The following is a 16,640-nucleotide window of genomic DNA, read 5'->3' as shown; positions in this document are numbered from 1 at the left end:
ACATTTATTTCGAATGCACAAATTCACATTGAAATCACCGCTCTAATTACAGAGGTGATTTCATTTTCTCAAAGGTCCTGCCGCCAAGCAGGCATCAATGTCCGGCGAGTGCTGCGCGGATCTGTTCCGCCTGGGTCTGGATCAGCGCCTGGTCGCCCATCGTTCCCGGCGGGCGCAGCCGGTCGCCCTCCTTGCGCGGCAGCACATGCAAATGAAGGTGAAAGACTTCCTGCCCGCCCGCGGCCTCGTTGAACTGCTGCACGGTCACCCCGTCCGCGCCAAAGGCCTTGATCACCGCATGCGACAATTTCTGAACCGTCTGCATCACTGCTGCCAACTGCGCAGGGCTGGCGTCCAGCAGGTTGCGGCACGGGGTTTTCGGGATCACCAGAAGATGCCCGTCGCTGCGCGGCATGATATCCATGAAGGCCAGCGTATCGTCATCTTCATAGACACGGGCCGAGGGAATCTCACCGCGCAGCAGCTTGGCAAAGATATTGTCGGGATCATAAGCGGGCATGCGTCCGGCCTCCTGATTTTGGCATTGTTCCGGTTGTGCGCGTGCCGTGCGGCCAGGTCAAGCACCCTGCGGCGCCGCAGCCCGCCTGGCATTCAAGCCCCTGCGGCAATAAATCTTGATCCAGATCAAACTCCGCCATTGAAGGCTCTGGCGGGCCACACTAATACTCCGAAGGAATCCAGGCCGCCCGGAGTCCGTCTCCGGGGGCCTTTCGTTATGCAGCAGGAGGCACCTAAATGGCAGACGCAGCCATTCATGGTCACGGCCACGAGGACGAGCGGAGTTTCTTCACCCGCTGGTTCATGAGCACGAACCATAAAGACATCGGCATTCTCTACCTGATCGTTTCGGCGTTCGCCGGTCTTATCTCTGTCATCTTCACCGTCTATATGCGGCTGGAACTGATGGATCCCGGCGTTCAATACATGTGCCTGGAGGGCGCGCGCATGTTCGCAGACGCCTCTGCGGAATGCACCCCGAACGGCCATCTCTGGAACGTGATGATCACCGCCCACGGCATCCTGATGATGTTCTTCGTGGTAATTCCGGCGCTGTTCGGCGGTTTCGGCAACTATTTCATGCCGCTGCAGATCGGCGCGCCGGACATGGCGTTCCCGCGGATGAACAACCTCAGCTTCTGGATGTATGTCACAGGCACCTCGCTGGCGGTCCTCTCGGTTGTCTCCCCGGGCGGCAATGACCAGCTGGGCTCCGGCGTGGGCTGGGTTCTTTACCCGCCGCTGTCGGTGAACGAGGGCGGCTACTCGATGGATCTGGCGATCTTTGCCGTGCACGTCTCGGGCGCGTCCTCAATCCTGGGTGCGATCAATATGATCACCACCTTCCTGAACATGCGCGCCCCTGGCATGACCCTGTTCAAGGTGCCGCTGTTCTCCTGGTCGATCTTCGTCACCTCCTGGCTGATCCTGCTGTCCCTGCCGGTTCTGGCCGGCGCCATCACCATGCTGCTGATGGACCGCAACTTCGGCTTCACCTTCTTTGATGCAGCCGGCGGCGGCGACCCGATCCTGTACCAGCACATCCTGTGGTTCTTCGGCCACCCGGAAGTCTACATCGTGATCCTGCCGGGCTTTGGCATCATCTCCCACGTCATCGCCACCTTCGCGCGCAAGCCTGTCTTCGGCTATCTGCCGATGGTCTGGGCGATCATCGCGATCGGTGTTCTGGGCTTTGTTGTCTGGGCGCACCACATGTACACCGTCGGCATGTCGCTGAACCAGCAGGCCTACTTCATGCTGGCCACAATGGTCATCGCGGTTCCGACCGGGGTTAAGGTGTTCAGCTGGATCGCCACAATGTGGGGCGGCTCGATCGAATTCAAAGCTCCGATGATGTTTGCTTTCGGCTTCCTGTTCCTGTTCACCGTCGGCGGTGTGACCGGTGTGGTGCTGTCGCAGGCCTCTGTGGACCGCGCCTATCACGACACCTATTATGTGGTTGCGCACTTCCACTACGTGATGAGCTTGGGCGCTGTCTTTGCGATCTTCTCGGGCATCTACTTCTACTTCGGCAAGATGACCGGCCGTCAGTACAACGAGCTGGGCGCCCAGATCCACTTCTGGATGTTCTTCATCGGCGCCAACCTGACGTTTTTCCCGCAGCACTTCCTGGGCCGCCAGGGCATGCCGCGCCGGTACATCGACTATCCGGAAGGCTTCGCCTACTGGAACAAGATCTCATCCTATGGCGCGTTCCTGTCCTTTGCATCCTTCCTGCTGTTCTTCGGCGTGGTGATCTATTCGCTGCTGCGCGGCGCCCGCATCACCCAGAACAACTACTGGAACGAATACGCGGATACCCTGGAGTGGACCCTGCCATGCCCGCCGCCCGAGCATACCTTTGAAATCCTGCCCAAGCAGGAAGACTGGGACCGCTCGCATTCGCACTAAGCGGCTGCGACACTGACATCAAAAAAGGCCCCGGCGCAGATGCTCCGGGGCCTTTTTCATGCGCGCGCCCCGCGGTAATAACCCGCAGTGGAAATCCGGACTTTCCGGCACATCATTTATGAAGAACCCACTTTGCGCAGCAGGCGTTGAACAGATGCCCTACAACTGGACCCGACCGCAGCAAGACGCCGAACGCGAGCTGCACCTTTGGCCGCATCAATCGCTGCCACCGCAGGGCTATGTGCGGTTCCTTGGCTTGACAGCGGCACTGATCTGCGTGCCGCTGATCCCTGTCCTGGGATCTTTCCTGCTGTGGGGGCTGCTGCCGTTCCTGCTGCTGGCCCTGTTCGGCATGAAATGGGCGCTGGACCGCAGCCGCCATGACCACCAGATCCTGGAGGTGCTGACCATCGGAAAAGAAGAGGCCCATCTGGAGCGGATCAATCCCGATGGCGGCCGTCAAAACTGGCGCTGCAACCGCTACTGGACCCGCGTCGAGATGCACGACCACGACGGCCCGGTGCCGCATTATGTCACCCTGCAGGGCGGCGGCCGCGAAGTGGAGATCGGCGCCTTCCTGTCTGAAGACGAACGGGTCGCGCTTTATGGCGACCTCAAGTCTGCTTTTTCGCATTGACCGGAAAAGCAAAAGGCCCGCAACGCGGACCTGCCCGTTTCATCTTTGCAAAAATACTCCCGCCGGAGGCAGCGCGCGCCAGCGTGCCTTTCTATCAGCAGTCGCCTTTGCTGCAAAGCTGGTCCTTGACCAGGGGCCCGGCTTTGCCGAAATCCATCTGGCCGGTGTATTTCGCCTTCAGCGCCCCCATCACCTTGCCCATGTCGCGAATCGATTCGGCGCCGGTTTCCGCCACCGCCGCAGTGATCGCCTCGCCGGCTTCCTCGTCGCTCAGCTGCTGCGGCAGGAACTCCTCGATGATGGCGATTTCGCCCAGTTCCCGCTCCGCAAGATCCAGCCGCCCGCCTTCTTCATAGGCGCGTGCGCTTTCGTTGCGCTGCTTGGTCATCTTTCCCAGGATGGCAAGGATTTCCCCTTCCCCGATACCGCCCTCTTCACCATCGGCGCGGGCGGCGATTTCCCGGTCCTTGATTGCCGCGTTGATCAGCCGCAGCGTACACAGCCGCTCCGCCGCCTTGTCTTTCATCGCTTGCTTCAAGGCCTGATTGACCTGTGTGCGCGTATCCATCGTAGTAAGCATCCCATGGTTGCCGGACACCGATGGTTATCCATTCTGCACCCGCTGTGCAAGTTTACTATAAATTTCCTATTCCTGAACCTGCGTCTGCCTGCCCGCCGCTGCAGGCTTGACCCGCTTGGGCGCTCCCCTTACAAGCCGATGAATTTCACCGCATGGAGACTCGCGCAATGGCCGCTTCCGCCCCGTCCAAGCCCACCGCATGCCTGGCGCTCGCCGATGGCACCGTCTTTTACGGCACCGGTTTCGGCGCCACCGGCGACACCGTGGCCGAGCTCTGCTTCAACACCGCAATGACCGGCTATCAGGAGATCATGACCGATCCTTCCTACGCCGGCCAGATCGTCACCTTCACATTCCCGCATATCGGCAACACCGGCGTGACGCCTGAGGATGACGAGACCGGTGACCCCGTCGCGGCCGGCATGGTGGTGAAGTGGGATCCGACCCTGGCTTCCAACTGGCGCGCCACCGAAGAGCTGAAATCCTGGCTGACCCGCACCGGCCGCATCGCAATTGGCGGCATCGACACCCGCCGCCTGACCCGCGCGATCCGCCAGCAGGGCGCGCCGCATGTGGCACTGGCACATGACCCCGACGGCAACTTCGATGTCGAAGCGCTGGTTGCCAAGGCGCGTGACTGGCCGGGTCTTGTCGGCCTCGATCTGGCCAAAGACGTCTCCTGCGCGCAAAGCTACCGCTGGGACGAAATGCGCTGGGCCTGGCCGGACGGCTATGCCCGCCAGGAAGCGCCCGCGCATAAGGTTGTGGCCATCGACTATGGCGCCAAGCGCAACATCCTGCGCTGCCTGGCCAGCGCGGGATGCGACGTTACAGTGCTGCCCGCCACCGCCACCGCCGAGGAGGTACTGGCGCATAATCCCGACGGGGTGTTCCTGTCCAACGGCCCTGGCGACCCCGCCGCGACAGGTGAATATGCGGTGCCGATGATCAAGGACGTCCTGAAGACAGAATTGCCGGTTTTCGGCATCTGCCTGGGCCACCAGATGCTGGCACTGGCACTGGGAGCCAACACCATCAAGATGAACCACGGCCACCATGGCGCCAACCATCCGGTCAAGGAGCATTCCACCGGCAAGGTTGAGATCACCTCGATGAACCACGGCTTTGCGGTGGACGCGCAAACCCTGCCGGAAGGCGTGGAAGAAACCCATGTTTCGCTGTTTGACGGCTCCAACTGCGGTATCCGCATTTCCGGCCGCCCGGTCTATTCGGTGCAGCACCACCCCGAGGCCAGCCCCGGCCCGCAGGACAGCTTTTATCTGTTCGAACGCTTTGCCGAGGCCATGGCCGCACGCAAATCTGCGTAAAAAAGCTGTTAACCATGCTGCCGGACGGCATGGTTAACACTGCATTTACCAATTCTTAAACCCCCGCCGCCAGCCTGAAGCCCTCAGGTGTTTTTGTTACGGGGGGGCGATGGGTTTTGTGTCTCAGCCGCTGCGGCAGTTCCGCCCGCCGCGGCCCGCCGGGGAGTATTCTCCGGGGCTGCCGCCGCCGGTAAATGGCCGCGGCATGATGAAGGCGCTGGTGCTGCGCCAGCACCAGAAGGCCGCCCTTGGGCGTGTGCTGGTGGCCGAGGGGCTGGCCAGTGAAGACCAGGTCCAGGACACGCTGGCCCGGCAATACCGGATGCAGCGCGCCGACCTCAGCGGCCAGGTTGTCAATCCCCGGCTGCTGGCCCGCAAACCCGCCCAGTTCTGGCTGCGCCACTCTGCGCTTCCGTGGATGCAATTCGGCCAAACCGTCACCGTTGCCATTGCCCACCCGGACCAATTCGAGATGCTGCGCGGCGAACTGCAGGACAGTTTTGGCTGCATCACGCCAGTGCTGGCCTGCGAAGCGCAGATCACCGCTTTGCTGACCGCGCATTTCAGCCCCGCCCTGGTGCGCCAGGCCTGCTGCAGCGTGGCTCCGCGGCAAAGCTGCCGCAGCTTGCAGCCTGCACGGGGCCGCGCACTGCTGACAGTCTGTGCCCTGCCCGCGCTTTACCTTAGCTGGACCGCCCCTGCGGCGGTCTTCACCGCTCTTAGCCTGCTGGCGCTGCTGTCGGTGCTGTTGTTCACCATGCTGAAGCTTTGCGGGCTTGCAGCCTATTGGTCCGGCCGGACCCGCTGCCGGCCTCCGGCGCAGATGCCCCTGGCCTGTCAAACCGGCTTGGGCAACCGGCCCGTCATCTCGATCCTGGTGCCGCTTTACCAGGAGGCCGAGATCAGCCGTGCACTGCTTGCCCGCATCCGCAAGCTCAGCTACCCGCCGGCCCTGACCGATGTGATCCTGGTGCTGGAGGAACATGACGCCGTCACCCGGGCAGCCCTTGCAGGCACCCGCCTACCGCCTTGGATCCGGGTGGTTGAGGTTCCGGCCTTTGGCGGGCTGACCACCAAGCCGCGGGCGCTGAACTATGCGTTGAATTTCTGCCGTGGCGACATCATCGGTGTCTGGGACGCCGAGGATGCGCCGCAGGCGGATCAGCTGGATCAGGTGGCGCAGGCCTTTGCCCGCGCCGACAGAAACACGGCCTGTTTTCAAGGTGTTCTTGACTACTACAACCCCGCCACCAATTGGATCTCCCGCTGCTTCACGCTGGAGTACGCCAGCTGGTTCCGCATCGTTCTGCACGGAATTTCCCGGCTTGGCTTGGTGGTGCCGCTGGGCGGCACGACAATGTTCATCCGCCGCAAGGTGCTGGAGGAACTGGGCGGCTGGGATGCCCATAACGTCACCGAGGATGCGGATCTGGGTGTCCGCCTCTACCGCGCCGGCTACCGCACCGGAATGCTGCCCAGCACCACTTTTGAGGAAGCCAACTGCCGTCCCTGGCCCTGGGTTAAGCAGCGCTCGCGCTGGCTGAAAGGGTTCATGGTGACCTATCTGGTGCATATGCGCCAGCCGCTGCGGCTGCTGGGTGACCTTGGCTGGAAACGGTTCCTGGGTTTTCAGGCGTTCTTCCTGGGCACCATCGGGCAGTTCCTGTTTGCGCCGGTTTTGTGGTCGTTCTGGCTGATAGCGCTTGGCCTGCCGCACCCCAGCGCCGGCACGGCTTCGCCGCTGCTGCTGTCGCTGGCGGCCGCGGCGCTGGTGTTTTTCGAGTTGCTGGGACTGGTCATCAGCGTCACCGCCGCCTTTGCCATGGGTCGGCCCAGGCTGGCGGCCTGGGCGCCGGCGATGATCCTCTACTATCCGATGGGCGCCATTGCTGTCACCAAAGCCACGCGTGAGCTGCTTGTCCGGCCGTTTTTCTGGGACAAGACGGCGCACGGCATCAAACCCGCATCCAAATGCCGCGGTGCATGGCTTCGGCTCTGGCGGTTTATCCCCGCCCGCTGGCGTCCTGCTTCAGCCGGGTCATGAAGGCGATCGAGATATGTTCCTTCAGCGCTTCACCCGCCGCCGCCTCATCGCGGCGGCCGATCGCATCAACAATACCCTTGTGCTCGGACTGGGCAATCTCGCTGCGCCCTTCGGCGGCCAGCGATGTGGTCGCCATCAGCGCCATGGTCCGGTGCACCAGGTCCAGCTGCTGCACCAGATAGCGATTGTGCGACGCCAAATGGATCTGTTCATGGAACCGGCGGTTGGCCTTGGACAGCGCCGACGGATCGCCGATCAGCTGATCATCGGCCTCGACCATTTCCTTCAGCACCTTAATCTCTTCTTCGGTAGCATGGCGCGCCGCCAGCTGTGCTGCCAGCCCTTCCAGCTCGCGCCGGACCACATACAGTTCGGCCATCTGATTGTGGTCAAGCGAGGCGACAATCAGCGACCGCCCGTCGCGCTCCAGCAGCGACTGCGTCTCCAGACGCTGCAGCGCCTCGCGGATCGGAGTGCGCGAGACGCCAAAGCGTTCGGCTAGATCGCTCTCCACCAGCCGGTCGCCGGGCTTGTAAACGCCAACGTCGATCGCCTCGAGGATCAGCGCATAGGCATCTTTCTGGTTGCTGCGGCTCTGGCTCATGGGTCTTCCTGTCTTTTTCAGTTGGCCAATCTCTACAGCGCAAGGGGCAGCAATCAACCCTGATGGCGCTAAAGCGCTGAAAACCCGCAGTCAAAATGCGCTTTTGATTGCAATAGCGGCATCCGCCCCCTAATCCGGCACCATGCCCAAGCACTCCTTTTCCCATGTCACCCAATGGGTGTTCGACCTCGACAACACCCTGTATCCGCCGTCGGCACGGCTGTTTGACCAGATTGAGGTCAAGATGACGGCCTATGTGATGGCAGCCCTTGGCGTGGACAAGGCCAAGGCCGACCACCTGCGCAGCCATTACTGGCGCGAACACGGCACCACATTGGCCGGGCTGATGCGCGAGCATGATCTGGACCCGGAACCCTATCTGGTTGCGGTGCATGACATCTCGATGGAGCCTCTTGAAAAGGACGCTGGCCTGGCGGCGAACATCCGCAATCTGCCTGGCCGGAAGTTCGTCTATACCAATGGCACTGCCCCTTATGCAGAGCGGGTGCTGGCCGCACGCGGGCTGTCGGGGCTGTTTGACGGCGTCTATGGCGTGGAACACGCGGACTACCACCCCAAGCCGGAGCGGCGCGCCTTTGACCGGGTCTTTGCCCGCGCCGGCGTAACCCCGGAACAAGCGGCAATGTTCGAGGATGACGCCCGCAACCTTGCCGCCCCGCATCAGATGGGAATGCGCACGGTGCATGTGGCGCCGGAACCGGTCAGGGCCGCGCACATTCATCATCATTCGGAAGATTTGACGGGTTTTCTGGCTGCTCTGACCTGAGTTCCCGTCTTTGCAGGCGGCGCATTCAGACGTCTTTTGCCGCCTTCAGGGATGTGTACAACTGCACACCGGCAAATCTTTGCAACTGCGGCAAAATATACCTGTTTGCCGCATGTTTTCCTCCCTATATGCGCCCCGAACCCGAATGCTTGGAGCCCGACCGATGAGCGCATATGCCCTTCCCGAACGCCTGACCCTGATGCAGCGCATGCTGTTTGCCGTGCCGCTGCTGGGACGGATGATCAAAGAGGTCGCTTACGGCCCGGATGAAAACCTCTATTACGCCATTGCAACGCTGGTCAGCCTTTGGGGCTGTTCGATCCTGCTGTTCGGCATTCCCGGCCTCTACATCCCGGCGGTCTGCATGGTGCCGGTGGTGTTCACGCTGCTGATCTCGATCACCCGCGGCTAAGCGCCCTATCTACCGCTATCGGCTTGTCTTCCCCCGCTGTCCGGGCCTATTTCTGGCGGCAGAACGGAGGGCTGAGACGATGGCCAATACCTGCGATATCCTGATTTCCGGCGGCGGCATTGCGGGTCTGACCGCCGCCGCCGCTTTTGCCTCCAGCGGCTTCAGCGTGATTTGCGCCGATCCCGCCCCGCCGGTGACAGAGCGTGACGCCGAAGGCTCCGACCTGCGCACCACCGCGTTTCTGCAACCCGCCCAGGCACTGCTGGAGCGCTGCGGGATCTGGGCGCGGCTGGCGGACCACGCCGCGCCGTTGCAGGTGATGCGCATCGTCGATGCCGGCGGTGCCCGCCCCGAGCCGCGGGTGGTCAAGGATTTCAACGCCGCCGATATCTCCGGCCAGCCATTTGGCTGGAACCTGCCCAACTGGCTGTTGCGGCGCGAGATGATTGCCCGGCTGGCGGAACTGCCCAATGTGGATCTGCGGTTCGGCACCGCCACCACCGCCCTGTTCACCCGCACCGATGAGGCGCGCGTCAGCCTCAGCGATGGCAGCCAGGTGACCGCGAAACTGGTGGTGGCTTGCGACGGCCGCAACTCGCCGATGCGCGAGGCGGCGGGCATTCCGGTCAAGACAACCCGCTACGGGCAAAAGGCGCTGGCCTTTGCCGTCACCCACCCGGTGCCGCATGAAAATGTCTCAACCGAGATCCACCGCTCCGGCGGGCCCTTCACCCTGGTACCGTTGCCCGACTACCAGGGCCAGCCGTCTTCAGCCATTGTCTGGATGGAGCGCGGCCCCAAGGCGCAGGAACTCTTGAACCTGGAACCCGCCGCCTTTGAGGCCGCGATGACGACACGCAGCTGCGGATTGTTCGGTGATCTGAAACTGGCCTCGCGCCGCACCATTTGGCCGATCATCAGCCAGTCGGCAGAGCGGCTGAATGGCGAACGGCTGGCACTGATGGCCGAAGCCGCCCATGTGGTGCCGCCAATCGGCGCGCAAGGCCTCAATATGTCCTTGGGTGATCTGCGCAGCTTGCTGGAGCTGGCCGAGGCCCGCCCCGAAGGTCTGGGGGATGCGCAGATGCTGGCGGCCTATCACAAGGCCCGCCACAGCGAGATCCTGCTGAGGGTGAAAGGCATCGACCTGCTCAATCGCACCTCCATGCTGGCTCCGCGCCCCTTGCGTGACCTGCGCGCCTTTGGCCTCAACGCGCTTTATTCGCTGGCGCCGGTGCGCAAGACGCTGATGCAAATGGGACTTGGTGTTAAATGATAGGCGTCAAGTAACATGCGGGCTGCCGGACGTTTCCTCAAAGGCCACTGGCAGCTCCTTTGTCTGGCGCTGGCAATTGCCGCCCTTTGGCAAACCCCGGCGCTGCTGCCCTTGCGCATTCTGACCGTATTTCTGCACGAGCTGTCGCACGCAGCCGCCACCCTGCTCACCGGCGGTGATGTGGTCAGCCTTACCATCGACCCGTATGAGGGTGGAATGGTTGTCTCGCGTGGCGGCAGCCGGTTCCTGACGCTGTCCGCAGGCTACACGGGATCGCTGCTGACTGGCGCCGCCCTGTTTGTGATCGCCCTTCGCACCGACTGGGACAGGAAAGTTCTTGCCCTCTTCGGCGCCTTCACGCTGGCTGTAGCGGTCTTCTATGTCCGGGATCTGTTTGCACTTGGCTTCACCCTCGCAACCGGCGCACTGATGCTGGCGGCTTCGCGCTACCTCAGCCTCAACATCAACGACATGATCCTGCGGGTGATCGGCATCAGCAGCATGATCTATGCGCCGCTCGACATCTGGGACGACACGATTGCGCGCTCTTACCTGCGCTCCGACGCGCGGATGATGGCAGAGGAATTCGGCGGCACCGCCATGCTGTGGGGCGGGGTTTGGCTGGCAATCAGCCTTGGCGTGATCTGCCTCACCCTGCGCCATGGGCTGGGCCGCACAAGCAATATTCCCTTGCGCAGCCCAATCCGGTTTCTTCGTTAAAGCACCTGATCCACGACCGTTTGCAGCCGCGCAATGGTGGCATCCACGCCGTACAGCTTGTCGAGGCCGAACAGCCCCAGCCGGAAGGTGCGGAAATCCGAAGGCTCATCGCACTGCAACGGCACGCCCGCGGCAATCTGAGTGCCCAGCGCCAGAAACTTCTTACCGTTCTGCACCTCCGGATCGCTGGTATAGCTCACCACCACGCCCGGCGCGCCAAAACCGTCAGCGGCAACCGAGGTGATGCCCTTGTCCTTCAGCAGCGCCCGCACGCCATTGCCCAGCGCCCATTGCGCGTCGCGCAGGCGGTCGAACCCGTATTCCTTGGTCTCCAGCATGGTATCGCGGAACGCCTTCAGCGCATCGGTCGGCATGGTGGCATGATAGGCGTGGCCGCCGTCCTCATAGGCCTTCATGATGGTGCGCCACTGTTTCAGGTTCAGGGCAAAGCTGTCCGAAGCGGTCTCCTCCAGCCGCGCCAGCGCGCGTTCCGAGAACATCACCAGCCCGGCAGAGGGCGAGGCGCTCCAGCCCTTCTGCGGCGCGGAGATCAACACGTCCACACCGGTTGCCTTCATGTCGACCCAAGCACAGCCCGAGGCAATGCAATCGAGCACCACCAGCGCGCCAACCTCATGCGCAGCGGCCGCCATGGCGGTCACATAGTCATCGGGCAGGATCACACCCGCGGCGGTTTCCACGTGCGGGGCAAAGACGATATCCGGTTTCTGCTCCCTGATTGCAGCCACCACATCCGCAATCGGTGCAGGCTCAAACGGCGAGGCGCTCTCATTGCCGGTGCGGCGCGCCTTCATCACGGTCGAGGACGCAGTAAAGCCGCCGGCCTCGAATATCTGGCTCCAGCGGTAGGAGAACCAGCCATTGCGCACCACCAGCGCGTTTGCACCGCGGGCAAACTGGCGCGCCACGGCTTCCATCGCATAGGTGCCGCCGCCCGGCACCAGCGCCACGGCATCGGCGTTATAGACCTCTTTCAGCATCCCGTTGATGTCCAGCATCACCTGCTGGAAGGTCTTGGACATGTGATTGAGCGAGCGGTCGGTGAAAACCACTGAAAATTCATCCAGACCCTGCGGGTCCACGGTATCGAGCAGTGCCATCTGGGCCTCCCTAGTATTCCTAATGAAACGGCTAGCCGGTGCCGATGGATTTGGCAAAGCCTACCTTGGCATACAGCGCGGGCCGTTCTCCGGAGGGGGATACTGACGGCAGCTTGGCAAAAAGACAGCTCAGTCACGACAAAAACCACCCGGATTTGCGCCAAGACGGTTTCCCATTGGAAACAAGTGTCAGCCCAGCGGCCCCGGCCTGCGCTCCTCACTCAGCAGCACGTTGGCCTCGACATTGCCCACTCCCGGCAGGGTCATCACCCGGCGGCGCAGCACGCGTTCGAAATCCGAGATGTCCCGCGCTGTCACCCGCAGGCGGTAGTCATACATGCCCAGTACATGCTCCACCGTCTGCACTTCGGGAATGGCGGAAACCGCGCGTTCGAAATCCTCCAGGCTGACCCGGCCCTTGGTGGCAAGCTTCACCCCCAGAAAAACGGTGACGCCGAACCCCAGCTTCTCCTTATCGAGATCCAGCTTGCGGCCCGCGATGATCCCCGCCTCCTGCAGCCGCTTGATCCGCCGCCAGGTGGCAGGCTGGCTGAGGCCCAGCTGCCGCCCCAGCGCGCCTGCCGACAGGGTCGCATCCTCAGACAGCGCCCGCAGAATGGCAAAATCCAGATCATCCAGCGCGCTCATACCGGCAGCACCTCATCCGACTTGATCCGCGCCACATGCATCAGCGCCTCGATATCGGTGATGTGCGGCAGGTTCAGAATGGCGGCCCGGTAAATCTGCTGGTAATGCGGCATGTCGCGCGCAATCACCGAAAGCCGCACATCGACCTGGCCAAGGAAGGTCTGGATCTCGATCACCTCAGCAATGCCGCGGGCGGATTCAATGAATTCATCAAAGGCGCGCGGATTGGTCTTGTCCAGCGTCACCCGCAGCGACACCTCGACCTCATACCCCAGGGCGCGCCAGTCGATCACCGCACGCTGGCCCAGGATCACGCGTGCCTCACGAAGCTTCTCCAGCCGCCGCGACAGGCGCGAGGCCGTGAGGCCCAGCCGTTCGGCCAGATCCGGAATCGATTGCTCCGGGTCGCTTTGCATATAGCGCAGAATGCGCCGGTCGAGGTCATCAAGCATGATTTCTTCACTATCAGGCAAAGCAGCGAATGACTACTGCAAAGAAAATGCGAAATTCATGTACAACAGCAATCGCGTTCGCCACCCACATGCCTATGATGCCCTCAAACACCAATGGAAAGGACGTGGATCATGCGCGTTTATTACGACCGCGATTGCGATGTGAACCTGATCAAAGACAAGAAAGTGGCCATCTTGGGCTATGGCTCCCAGGGCCACGCCCACGCGCTGAACCTGCGCGACAGCGGCGCCAAGAATCTTGTCGTTGCGCTGCGCGAAGGCTCCCCCTCGGCCAAGAAGGCCGAAGGCGAAGGCCTGAAAGTCATGGGCATTGCAGAAGCGGCCGCCTGGTGTGACGTGATCATGTTCACCATGCCCGACGAACTGCAGGCTGAGACCTACAAGAAATATGTCCACGACAACATCCGTCCGGGCGCAGCCATCGCATTTGCCCACGGCCTGAACGTGCACTTCGGCCTGATTGAGCCGAAAGAAGGCGTCGACGTCATCATGATGGCGCCCAAAGGCCCCGGCCACACCGTGCGCGGCGAATACACCAAAGGCGGCGGCGTGCCCTGCCTGGTCGCGGTTCACAACGACGCCACCGGCAAAGCGCTGGAAACCGGCCTGTCCTACTGCTCCGCCATTGGCGGCGGCCGCTCGGGCATCATCGAAACCAACTTCCGCGAAGAATGCGAAACCGACCTGTTCGGCGAGCAGGCAGTTCTGTGCGGCGGCCTGGTTGAGCTGATCCGCTGCGGTTTCGAGACCCTGGTCGAAGCCGGTTACGCACCGGAAATGGCCTATTTCGAGTGCCTGCACGAAGTGAAACTGATCGTCGACCTGATCTATGAAGGCGGCATCGCCAACATGGACTACTCGATTTCCAACACTGCAGAGTACGGCCAGTACGTCACCGGCCCGCGCATCCTGAAGTACGACGAAACCAAAGCCCGCATGAAAGAAGTGCTGAACGACATTCAGCAGGGCAAGTTCGTCCGCGACTTCATGCTGGAAAACGCGGTTGGCCAGCCGACCATCAAAGCGTCCCGCCGTGCCAACGACGAGCACGCGATCGAGGCAACCGGCGCCAAGCTGCGCGGCATGATGCCCTGGATCTCGGCCGGCAAGATGGTCGACAAAGAGAAGAACTAAGGCGCCCGCGGACATTTCCGCTGACCTTACCTCTGCAGGGCGCTCCACTTTGGGGCGCCCTTTTTTGCTCCGAGACATTGAGACATTTCCATGCCAGACTCTCCCGGCGCCGCCAATTGGGCCAAACTTCTGTTCCTCGGAGTGATCTGGGGTGCTTCCTTCATGGCGGTGTCGCTGGCGCTGCGGGGCTTTCCGCCAATGACCATCGCCTCGCTGCGGATTTCCATTGGCGCATTTTGCCTTCTCGGTGTGATCACCGCCATGGGGATCGGATTGCCCACCCTGCGCAACCGCGAGGACCGGATCATTTGGGCCTGCGCCATTGGCATGGGGTTTTTCACCAACGCCCTGCCCTTCACCCTGCTCAGCTGGGGGCAGACCTATGTGGCCAGCGGCTTTGCCGGGGTCTGCATGGCCGTTGTGCCGCTGTTTGTGCTGCCGCTGGCGCATGTGCTGGTGCCGGGTGAGCATATGACCCTGCGCCGCACCCTCAGCTTCCTGATCGGCTTTGCCGGCGTCATGGTGCTGATAGGGCTCGATGCCTTCCGCTCTGCCGGAACGGATTTTGAATCACTCGCCCGCCTCGCCTGTCTTGGTGCGTCGCTGTGTTATGCCATCGGATCCATCATCACCCGGCTTTGCCCGCAAGTGAACATGCTGTCGCTCTCTGCCGCGGCGCTGCTGTGCGGTGCTGCGATGATAACCCCCGCCGCCCTCTGGGCCGAAGGCGTGCCGGAACTGCCCGCCGCCCTGCCGCTGGGCGCGGTGATCTATCTCGGCCTGCTGCCCACCGCGCTGGCGCAGGTGCTGCTGGTCCAGGTCGCCCGCAGCGCAGGTCCTGCGTTCCTGTCGACCGTGAACTATCAGGTGCCGGTCTGGTCGGTGATCTTTGGCGCAGCACTGCTGGGGGAGACCCTGCCGCCGCAGCTGTTTGCAGCTTTGGCTTTGATCCTCGGCGGGCTGCTCCTCAGCCGCAACCGCCGCCCGCGCGCGGTCTAGGGTCAAAGACACTTCGATCGATAACAAAGCAATTACCATTGACCCCGTCCGCCCGGCGGGGTCTTTTCGCCCCGTGAACCGCAGGAGAAACCCATGCCCGGCATCGCACCGCGCGACACTCCCAAACAATGGCTAAAGGCAATCATGATCTGGGCCTTTCTAGGCATCTGGATCTACCTCATCTCTTTCAGCATCTACGCCTCCGGATGCCACAAGTTCAGTCGTCCTGCAGATGAGCGGCTGCGCAAGTGCGAAGTCAGCTTACGCTTTACCGGTTATCTCTTTACCGACCACCAGCACGCCTCCAATTTAATCAATCAAGGCATAGCGCAATCCGACCTTGGTGAAGATGCAAAAGCAATTGCCCTATTCATCAAGGCCATCCCTCTACTCACAGGAGCCTCATCGCCCAATCGTCACCGCTTGCAGCCACAACTAGAAACACTTGAACGCAAGATGGGGGACCCGGCAATCCTGCCTCGCGCGCACAAACTTTTTCAAACCGCAATTGGTGAATGGGCCAAGAACCAGCTATGAGCACAAGCAACATCGCCCCGCGCTACTGGCTGATGATTGCCACACTTGGCTTGGTCTGGGGGGCCACCTTTCTGCTGATCAAGCTGGCACTGGAAGGCATCACACCGTTCTGGCTGGCCGCCGGGCGGATCGGATTTGCGGCCCTTTTGCTCGGCGCAATCTGGGGCTGGCGCGGGTTCAAGCTGTTCCGGGGCGAGGCCAACTGGCCCTCTATCATCATCATCGGCATCCTTAGCACCGCCCTGCCTTTCATGCTGATCTCCTGGGGCCAGCAGCATGTCTCCTCGGGCTTTACCGGCGTCAGCATGGCGGCGATCCCGCTGATGGTGCTGCCGCTGGCGCATTTCTTTGTGCCAGGAGAGCAGATGACCCTGCGCCGCCTGATTGGTTTTACAATCGGTTTTGCCGGTGTGGCACTGCTGATCGGCGGCAAGGCGTTTGAGACCAGCGGCGCCGCGCTGGAGCCCTATGGCCGGGCCGCCTGCCTGTCGGCAGCAGCCTGTTACTCGGTCAGCTCGATCCTGACCCGGCGCCTGCCGCCGGCGGACCCGTTGGGGCTGGCGGCAATTTTCCTGGTGATCGGCTGCTTCATCATCTTCCCTGTGGCCTGGCTCACCGAAGGGCCGCCAGTGATGCCGGACACAAAGACACTGGCGATTGCCGCCATCCTCGGCCTGATCCCCACTGCTGCTGCCAACCTGCTGCGGGTCATCGTGGTCCGGGAAGCGGGACCAACCTTCATGACCTTGACCAACTATCAGGTGCCGGTTTGGGCCGTGGTGCTGGGTGCTGTCTTCCTGGGCGAGGACCTGCCGCCCTCGATGCTGCTGGCAATGGGGATGATCCTGGGCGGTCTCGGCCTCAGCCAGTTCGGCAAGCTAAGCCGTCTGTTCACCAAAGGCGGCTAAGC

The 16,640-nt window shown here is 62.2% G+C and carries 18 protein-coding genes; 12 read left to right on the top strand and 6 right to left on the bottom strand.

The features are described from left to right. Positions 1-94: 94 nt before the first annotated feature. Positions 95-520: an HIT family protein gene (locus L1069_RS10900; RefSeq protein ID WP_237455680.1), complete on the bottom strand. Its 426-nt coding sequence runs from the start codon at positions 518-520 to the stop codon at positions 95-97. Between the two features lie 236 nt (positions 521-756). On the opposite strand from L1069_RS10900, the gene L1069_RS10895 reads away from it, so the two are divergent. After that, entirely contained in the window at positions 757-2,430 is a 1,674-nt protein-coding gene (locus L1069_RS10895; RefSeq protein WP_134829306.1) for a cytochrome c oxidase subunit 1, read from the top strand. Positions 2,431-2,584: 154 nt separating this feature from the next. Further along, on the top strand, positions 2,585-3,067 hold the full coding sequence (locus L1069_RS10890) for a DUF2244 domain-containing protein (protein WP_129372939.1): 483 nt from the start codon (positions 2,585-2,587) through the stop codon (positions 3,065-3,067). Positions 3,068-3,161: 94 nt separating this feature from the next. Here L1069_RS10890 and L1069_RS10885 read toward each other — a convergent pair whose 3' ends face one another. Continuing rightward, positions 3,162-3,635: a GatB/YqeY domain-containing protein gene (locus tag L1069_RS10885; protein ID WP_129371674.1), complete on the bottom strand. Its 474-nt coding sequence runs from the start codon at positions 3,633-3,635 to the stop codon at positions 3,162-3,164. Positions 3,636-3,814: 179 nt separating this feature from the next. Between L1069_RS10885 and carA the strand changes: the two genes are divergently transcribed. Together carA and L1069_RS10875 are read left to right on the top strand one after the other, a co-directional pair. Then, complete coding sequence (gene carA, locus L1069_RS10880; protein WP_237455679.1) at positions 3,815-4,975, top strand: glutamine-hydrolyzing carbamoyl-phosphate synthase small subunit; 1,161 nt, start codon at positions 3,815-3,817, stop codon at positions 4,973-4,975. A 109-nt stretch (positions 4,976-5,084) separates the two neighbouring features. Then, positions 5,085-7,019 (top strand): glycosyltransferase, encoded by a 1,935-nt coding sequence (locus L1069_RS10875; RefSeq protein ID WP_237455678.1) that lies wholly within the window; start codon positions 5,085-5,087, stop codon positions 7,017-7,019. Here L1069_RS10875 and L1069_RS10870 read toward each other — a convergent pair. Further along, positions 6,979-7,623, bottom strand: a complete 645-nt coding sequence (locus L1069_RS10870) for a GntR family transcriptional regulator (protein WP_027259808.1) — start codon at positions 7,621-7,623, stop codon at positions 6,979-6,981. The two genes, L1069_RS10875 and L1069_RS10870, sit on opposite strands and share 41 nt — an antisense overlap. Before the next feature lie 142 nt (positions 7,624-7,765). Here L1069_RS10870 and L1069_RS10865 point away from each other — a divergent pair, with 142 nt between their 5' ends. From L1069_RS10865 to L1069_RS10850, 4 genes are all read left to right on the top strand, one after another. Continuing rightward, positions 7,766-8,410, top strand: a complete 645-nt coding sequence (locus L1069_RS10865; protein ID WP_129371677.1) for a pyrimidine 5'-nucleotidase — start codon at positions 7,766-7,768, stop codon at positions 8,408-8,410. Between the two features lie 163 nt (positions 8,411-8,573). Further along, positions 8,574-8,822: a hypothetical protein gene (locus L1069_RS10860; RefSeq protein WP_237455677.1), complete on the top strand. Its 249-nt coding sequence runs from the start codon at positions 8,574-8,576 to the stop codon at positions 8,820-8,822. Positions 8,823-8,901: 79 nt separating this feature from the next. Continuing rightward, the gene (locus tag L1069_RS10855) at positions 8,902-10,098 is read left to right on the top strand and encodes a UbiH/UbiF family hydroxylase (RefSeq protein ID WP_237455676.1); all 1,197 of its coding nucleotides are present in this window, start codon (positions 8,902-8,904) and stop codon (positions 10,096-10,098) included. Between the two features lie 15 nt (positions 10,099-10,113). Continuing rightward, entirely contained in the window at positions 10,114-10,818 is a 705-nt protein-coding gene (locus tag L1069_RS10850) for a M50 family metallopeptidase (RefSeq protein WP_129371680.1), read from the top strand. On the opposite strand, the gene L1069_RS10845 is transcribed toward L1069_RS10850, so the two are convergent. The 3 genes from L1069_RS10845 to L1069_RS10835 form a co-directional block, all read right to left on the bottom strand. After that, positions 10,815-11,939, bottom strand: a complete 1,125-nt coding sequence (locus L1069_RS10845; protein WP_237455675.1) for an aminotransferase class V-fold PLP-dependent enzyme — start codon at positions 11,937-11,939, stop codon at positions 10,815-10,817. The genes L1069_RS10850 and L1069_RS10845 overlap by 4 nt on opposite strands. A gap of 189 nt (positions 11,940-12,128) precedes the next feature. Then, entirely contained in the window at positions 12,129-12,587 is a 459-nt protein-coding gene (locus L1069_RS10840) for an Lrp/AsnC family transcriptional regulator (RefSeq protein ID WP_129371682.1), read from the bottom strand. Then, positions 12,584-13,039 (bottom strand): Lrp/AsnC family transcriptional regulator, encoded by a 456-nt coding sequence (locus L1069_RS10835; protein WP_129371683.1) that lies wholly within the window; start codon positions 13,037-13,039, stop codon positions 12,584-12,586. Before L1069_RS10835 ends, L1069_RS10840 begins: the two co-directional genes overlap by 4 nt. Positions 13,040-13,171: 132 nt before the next feature. On the opposite strand from L1069_RS10835, the gene ilvC reads away from it, so the two are divergent. From ilvC to L1069_RS10815, 4 genes are all read left to right on the top strand, one after another. Next, positions 13,172-14,194 carry a ketol-acid reductoisomerase gene (ilvC, locus tag L1069_RS10830; protein ID WP_024090926.1) on the top strand — a complete coding sequence of 341 codons (1,023 nt, stop codon included), beginning with the start codon at positions 13,172-13,174 and terminating at the stop codon, positions 14,192-14,194. Positions 14,195-14,284: 90 nt separating this feature from the next. Next, positions 14,285-15,193 (top strand): DMT family transporter, encoded by a 909-nt coding sequence (locus L1069_RS10825; RefSeq protein ID WP_237455674.1) that lies wholly within the window; start codon positions 14,285-14,287, stop codon positions 15,191-15,193. A 93-nt stretch (positions 15,194-15,286) separates the two neighbouring features. Beyond that, positions 15,287-15,730: a hypothetical protein gene (locus L1069_RS10820; RefSeq protein ID WP_237455673.1), complete on the top strand. Its 444-nt coding sequence runs from the start codon at positions 15,287-15,289 to the stop codon at positions 15,728-15,730. Next, positions 15,727-16,638 (top strand): EamA family transporter, encoded by a 912-nt coding sequence (locus L1069_RS10815; RefSeq protein WP_237455672.1) that lies wholly within the window; start codon positions 15,727-15,729, stop codon positions 16,636-16,638. The genes L1069_RS10820 and L1069_RS10815 overlap by 4 nt, the downstream gene beginning before the upstream one ends. Positions 16,639-16,640 lie beyond the last annotated feature (2 nt).

This window comes from Leisingera sp. MMG026, from assembly GCF_021654205.1.
In the GTDB taxonomy this organism is placed as follows: Bacteria; Pseudomonadota; Alphaproteobacteria; order Rhodobacterales; family Rhodobacteraceae; genus Leisingera.
Note: the sequence above shows the minus strand (reverse complement) of the source record. Positions and strands in the feature narration are given on the sequence as shown.

What these genes read in the sequence shown, in the direction of transcription:
- L1069_RS10865 (WP_129371677.1), top strand. Translation starts at nt 7,766, where the DNA reads ATGCCCAAGCACTCCTTTTCCCATGTCACCCAATGGGTGTTCGACCTC.
- L1069_RS10835 (WP_129371683.1), bottom strand. Translation starts at nt 13,039, where the DNA reads ATGCTTGATGACCTCGACCGGCGCATTCTGCGCTATATGCAAAGCGAC.
- L1069_RS10815 (WP_237455672.1), top strand. Translation starts at nt 15,727, where the DNA reads ATGAGCACAAGCAACATCGCCCCGCGCTACTGGCTGATGATTGCCACA.
- L1069_RS10870 (WP_027259808.1), bottom strand. Translation starts at nt 7,623, where the DNA reads ATGAGCCAGAGCCGCAGCAACCAGAAAGATGCCTATGCGCTGATCCTC.
- L1069_RS10900 (WP_237455680.1), bottom strand. Translation starts at nt 520, where the DNA reads ATGCCCGCTTATGATCCCGACAATATCTTTGCCAAGCTGCTGCGCGGT.
- ilvC (WP_024090926.1), top strand. Translation starts at nt 13,172, where the DNA reads ATGCGCGTTTATTACGACCGCGATTGCGATGTGAACCTGATCAAAGAC.
- L1069_RS10820 (WP_237455673.1), top strand. Translation starts at nt 15,287, where the DNA reads ATGCCCGGCATCGCACCGCGCGACACTCCCAAACAATGGCTAAAGGCA.
- L1069_RS10850 (WP_129371680.1), top strand. Translation starts at nt 10,114, where the DNA reads ATGCGGGCTGCCGGACGTTTCCTCAAAGGCCACTGGCAGCTCCTTTGT.
- L1069_RS10860 (WP_237455677.1), top strand. Translation starts at nt 8,574, where the DNA reads ATGAGCGCATATGCCCTTCCCGAACGCCTGACCCTGATGCAGCGCATG.
- L1069_RS10885 (WP_129371674.1), bottom strand. Translation starts at nt 3,635, where the DNA reads ATGGATACGCGCACACAGGTCAATCAGGCCTTGAAGCAAGCGATGAAA.
- L1069_RS10890 (WP_129372939.1), top strand. Translation starts at nt 2,585, where the DNA reads ATGCCCTACAACTGGACCCGACCGCAGCAAGACGCCGAACGCGAGCTG.
- L1069_RS10845 (WP_237455675.1), bottom strand. Translation starts at nt 11,939, where the DNA reads ATGGCACTGCTCGATACCGTGGACCCGCAGGGTCTGGATGAATTTTCA.
- carA (WP_237455679.1), top strand. Translation starts at nt 3,815, where the DNA reads ATGGCCGCTTCCGCCCCGTCCAAGCCCACCGCATGCCTGGCGCTCGCC.
- L1069_RS10825 (WP_237455674.1), top strand. Translation starts at nt 14,285, where the DNA reads ATGCCAGACTCTCCCGGCGCCGCCAATTGGGCCAAACTTCTGTTCCTC.
- L1069_RS10840 (WP_129371682.1), bottom strand. Translation starts at nt 12,587, where the DNA reads ATGAGCGCGCTGGATGATCTGGATTTTGCCATTCTGCGGGCGCTGTCT.
- L1069_RS10855 (WP_237455676.1), top strand. Translation starts at nt 8,902, where the DNA reads ATGGCCAATACCTGCGATATCCTGATTTCCGGCGGCGGCATTGCGGGT.
- L1069_RS10875 (WP_237455678.1), top strand. Translation starts at nt 5,085, where the DNA reads ATGGGTTTTGTGTCTCAGCCGCTGCGGCAGTTCCGCCCGCCGCGGCCC.
- L1069_RS10895 (WP_134829306.1), top strand. Translation starts at nt 757, where the DNA reads ATGGCAGACGCAGCCATTCATGGTCACGGCCACGAGGACGAGCGGAGT.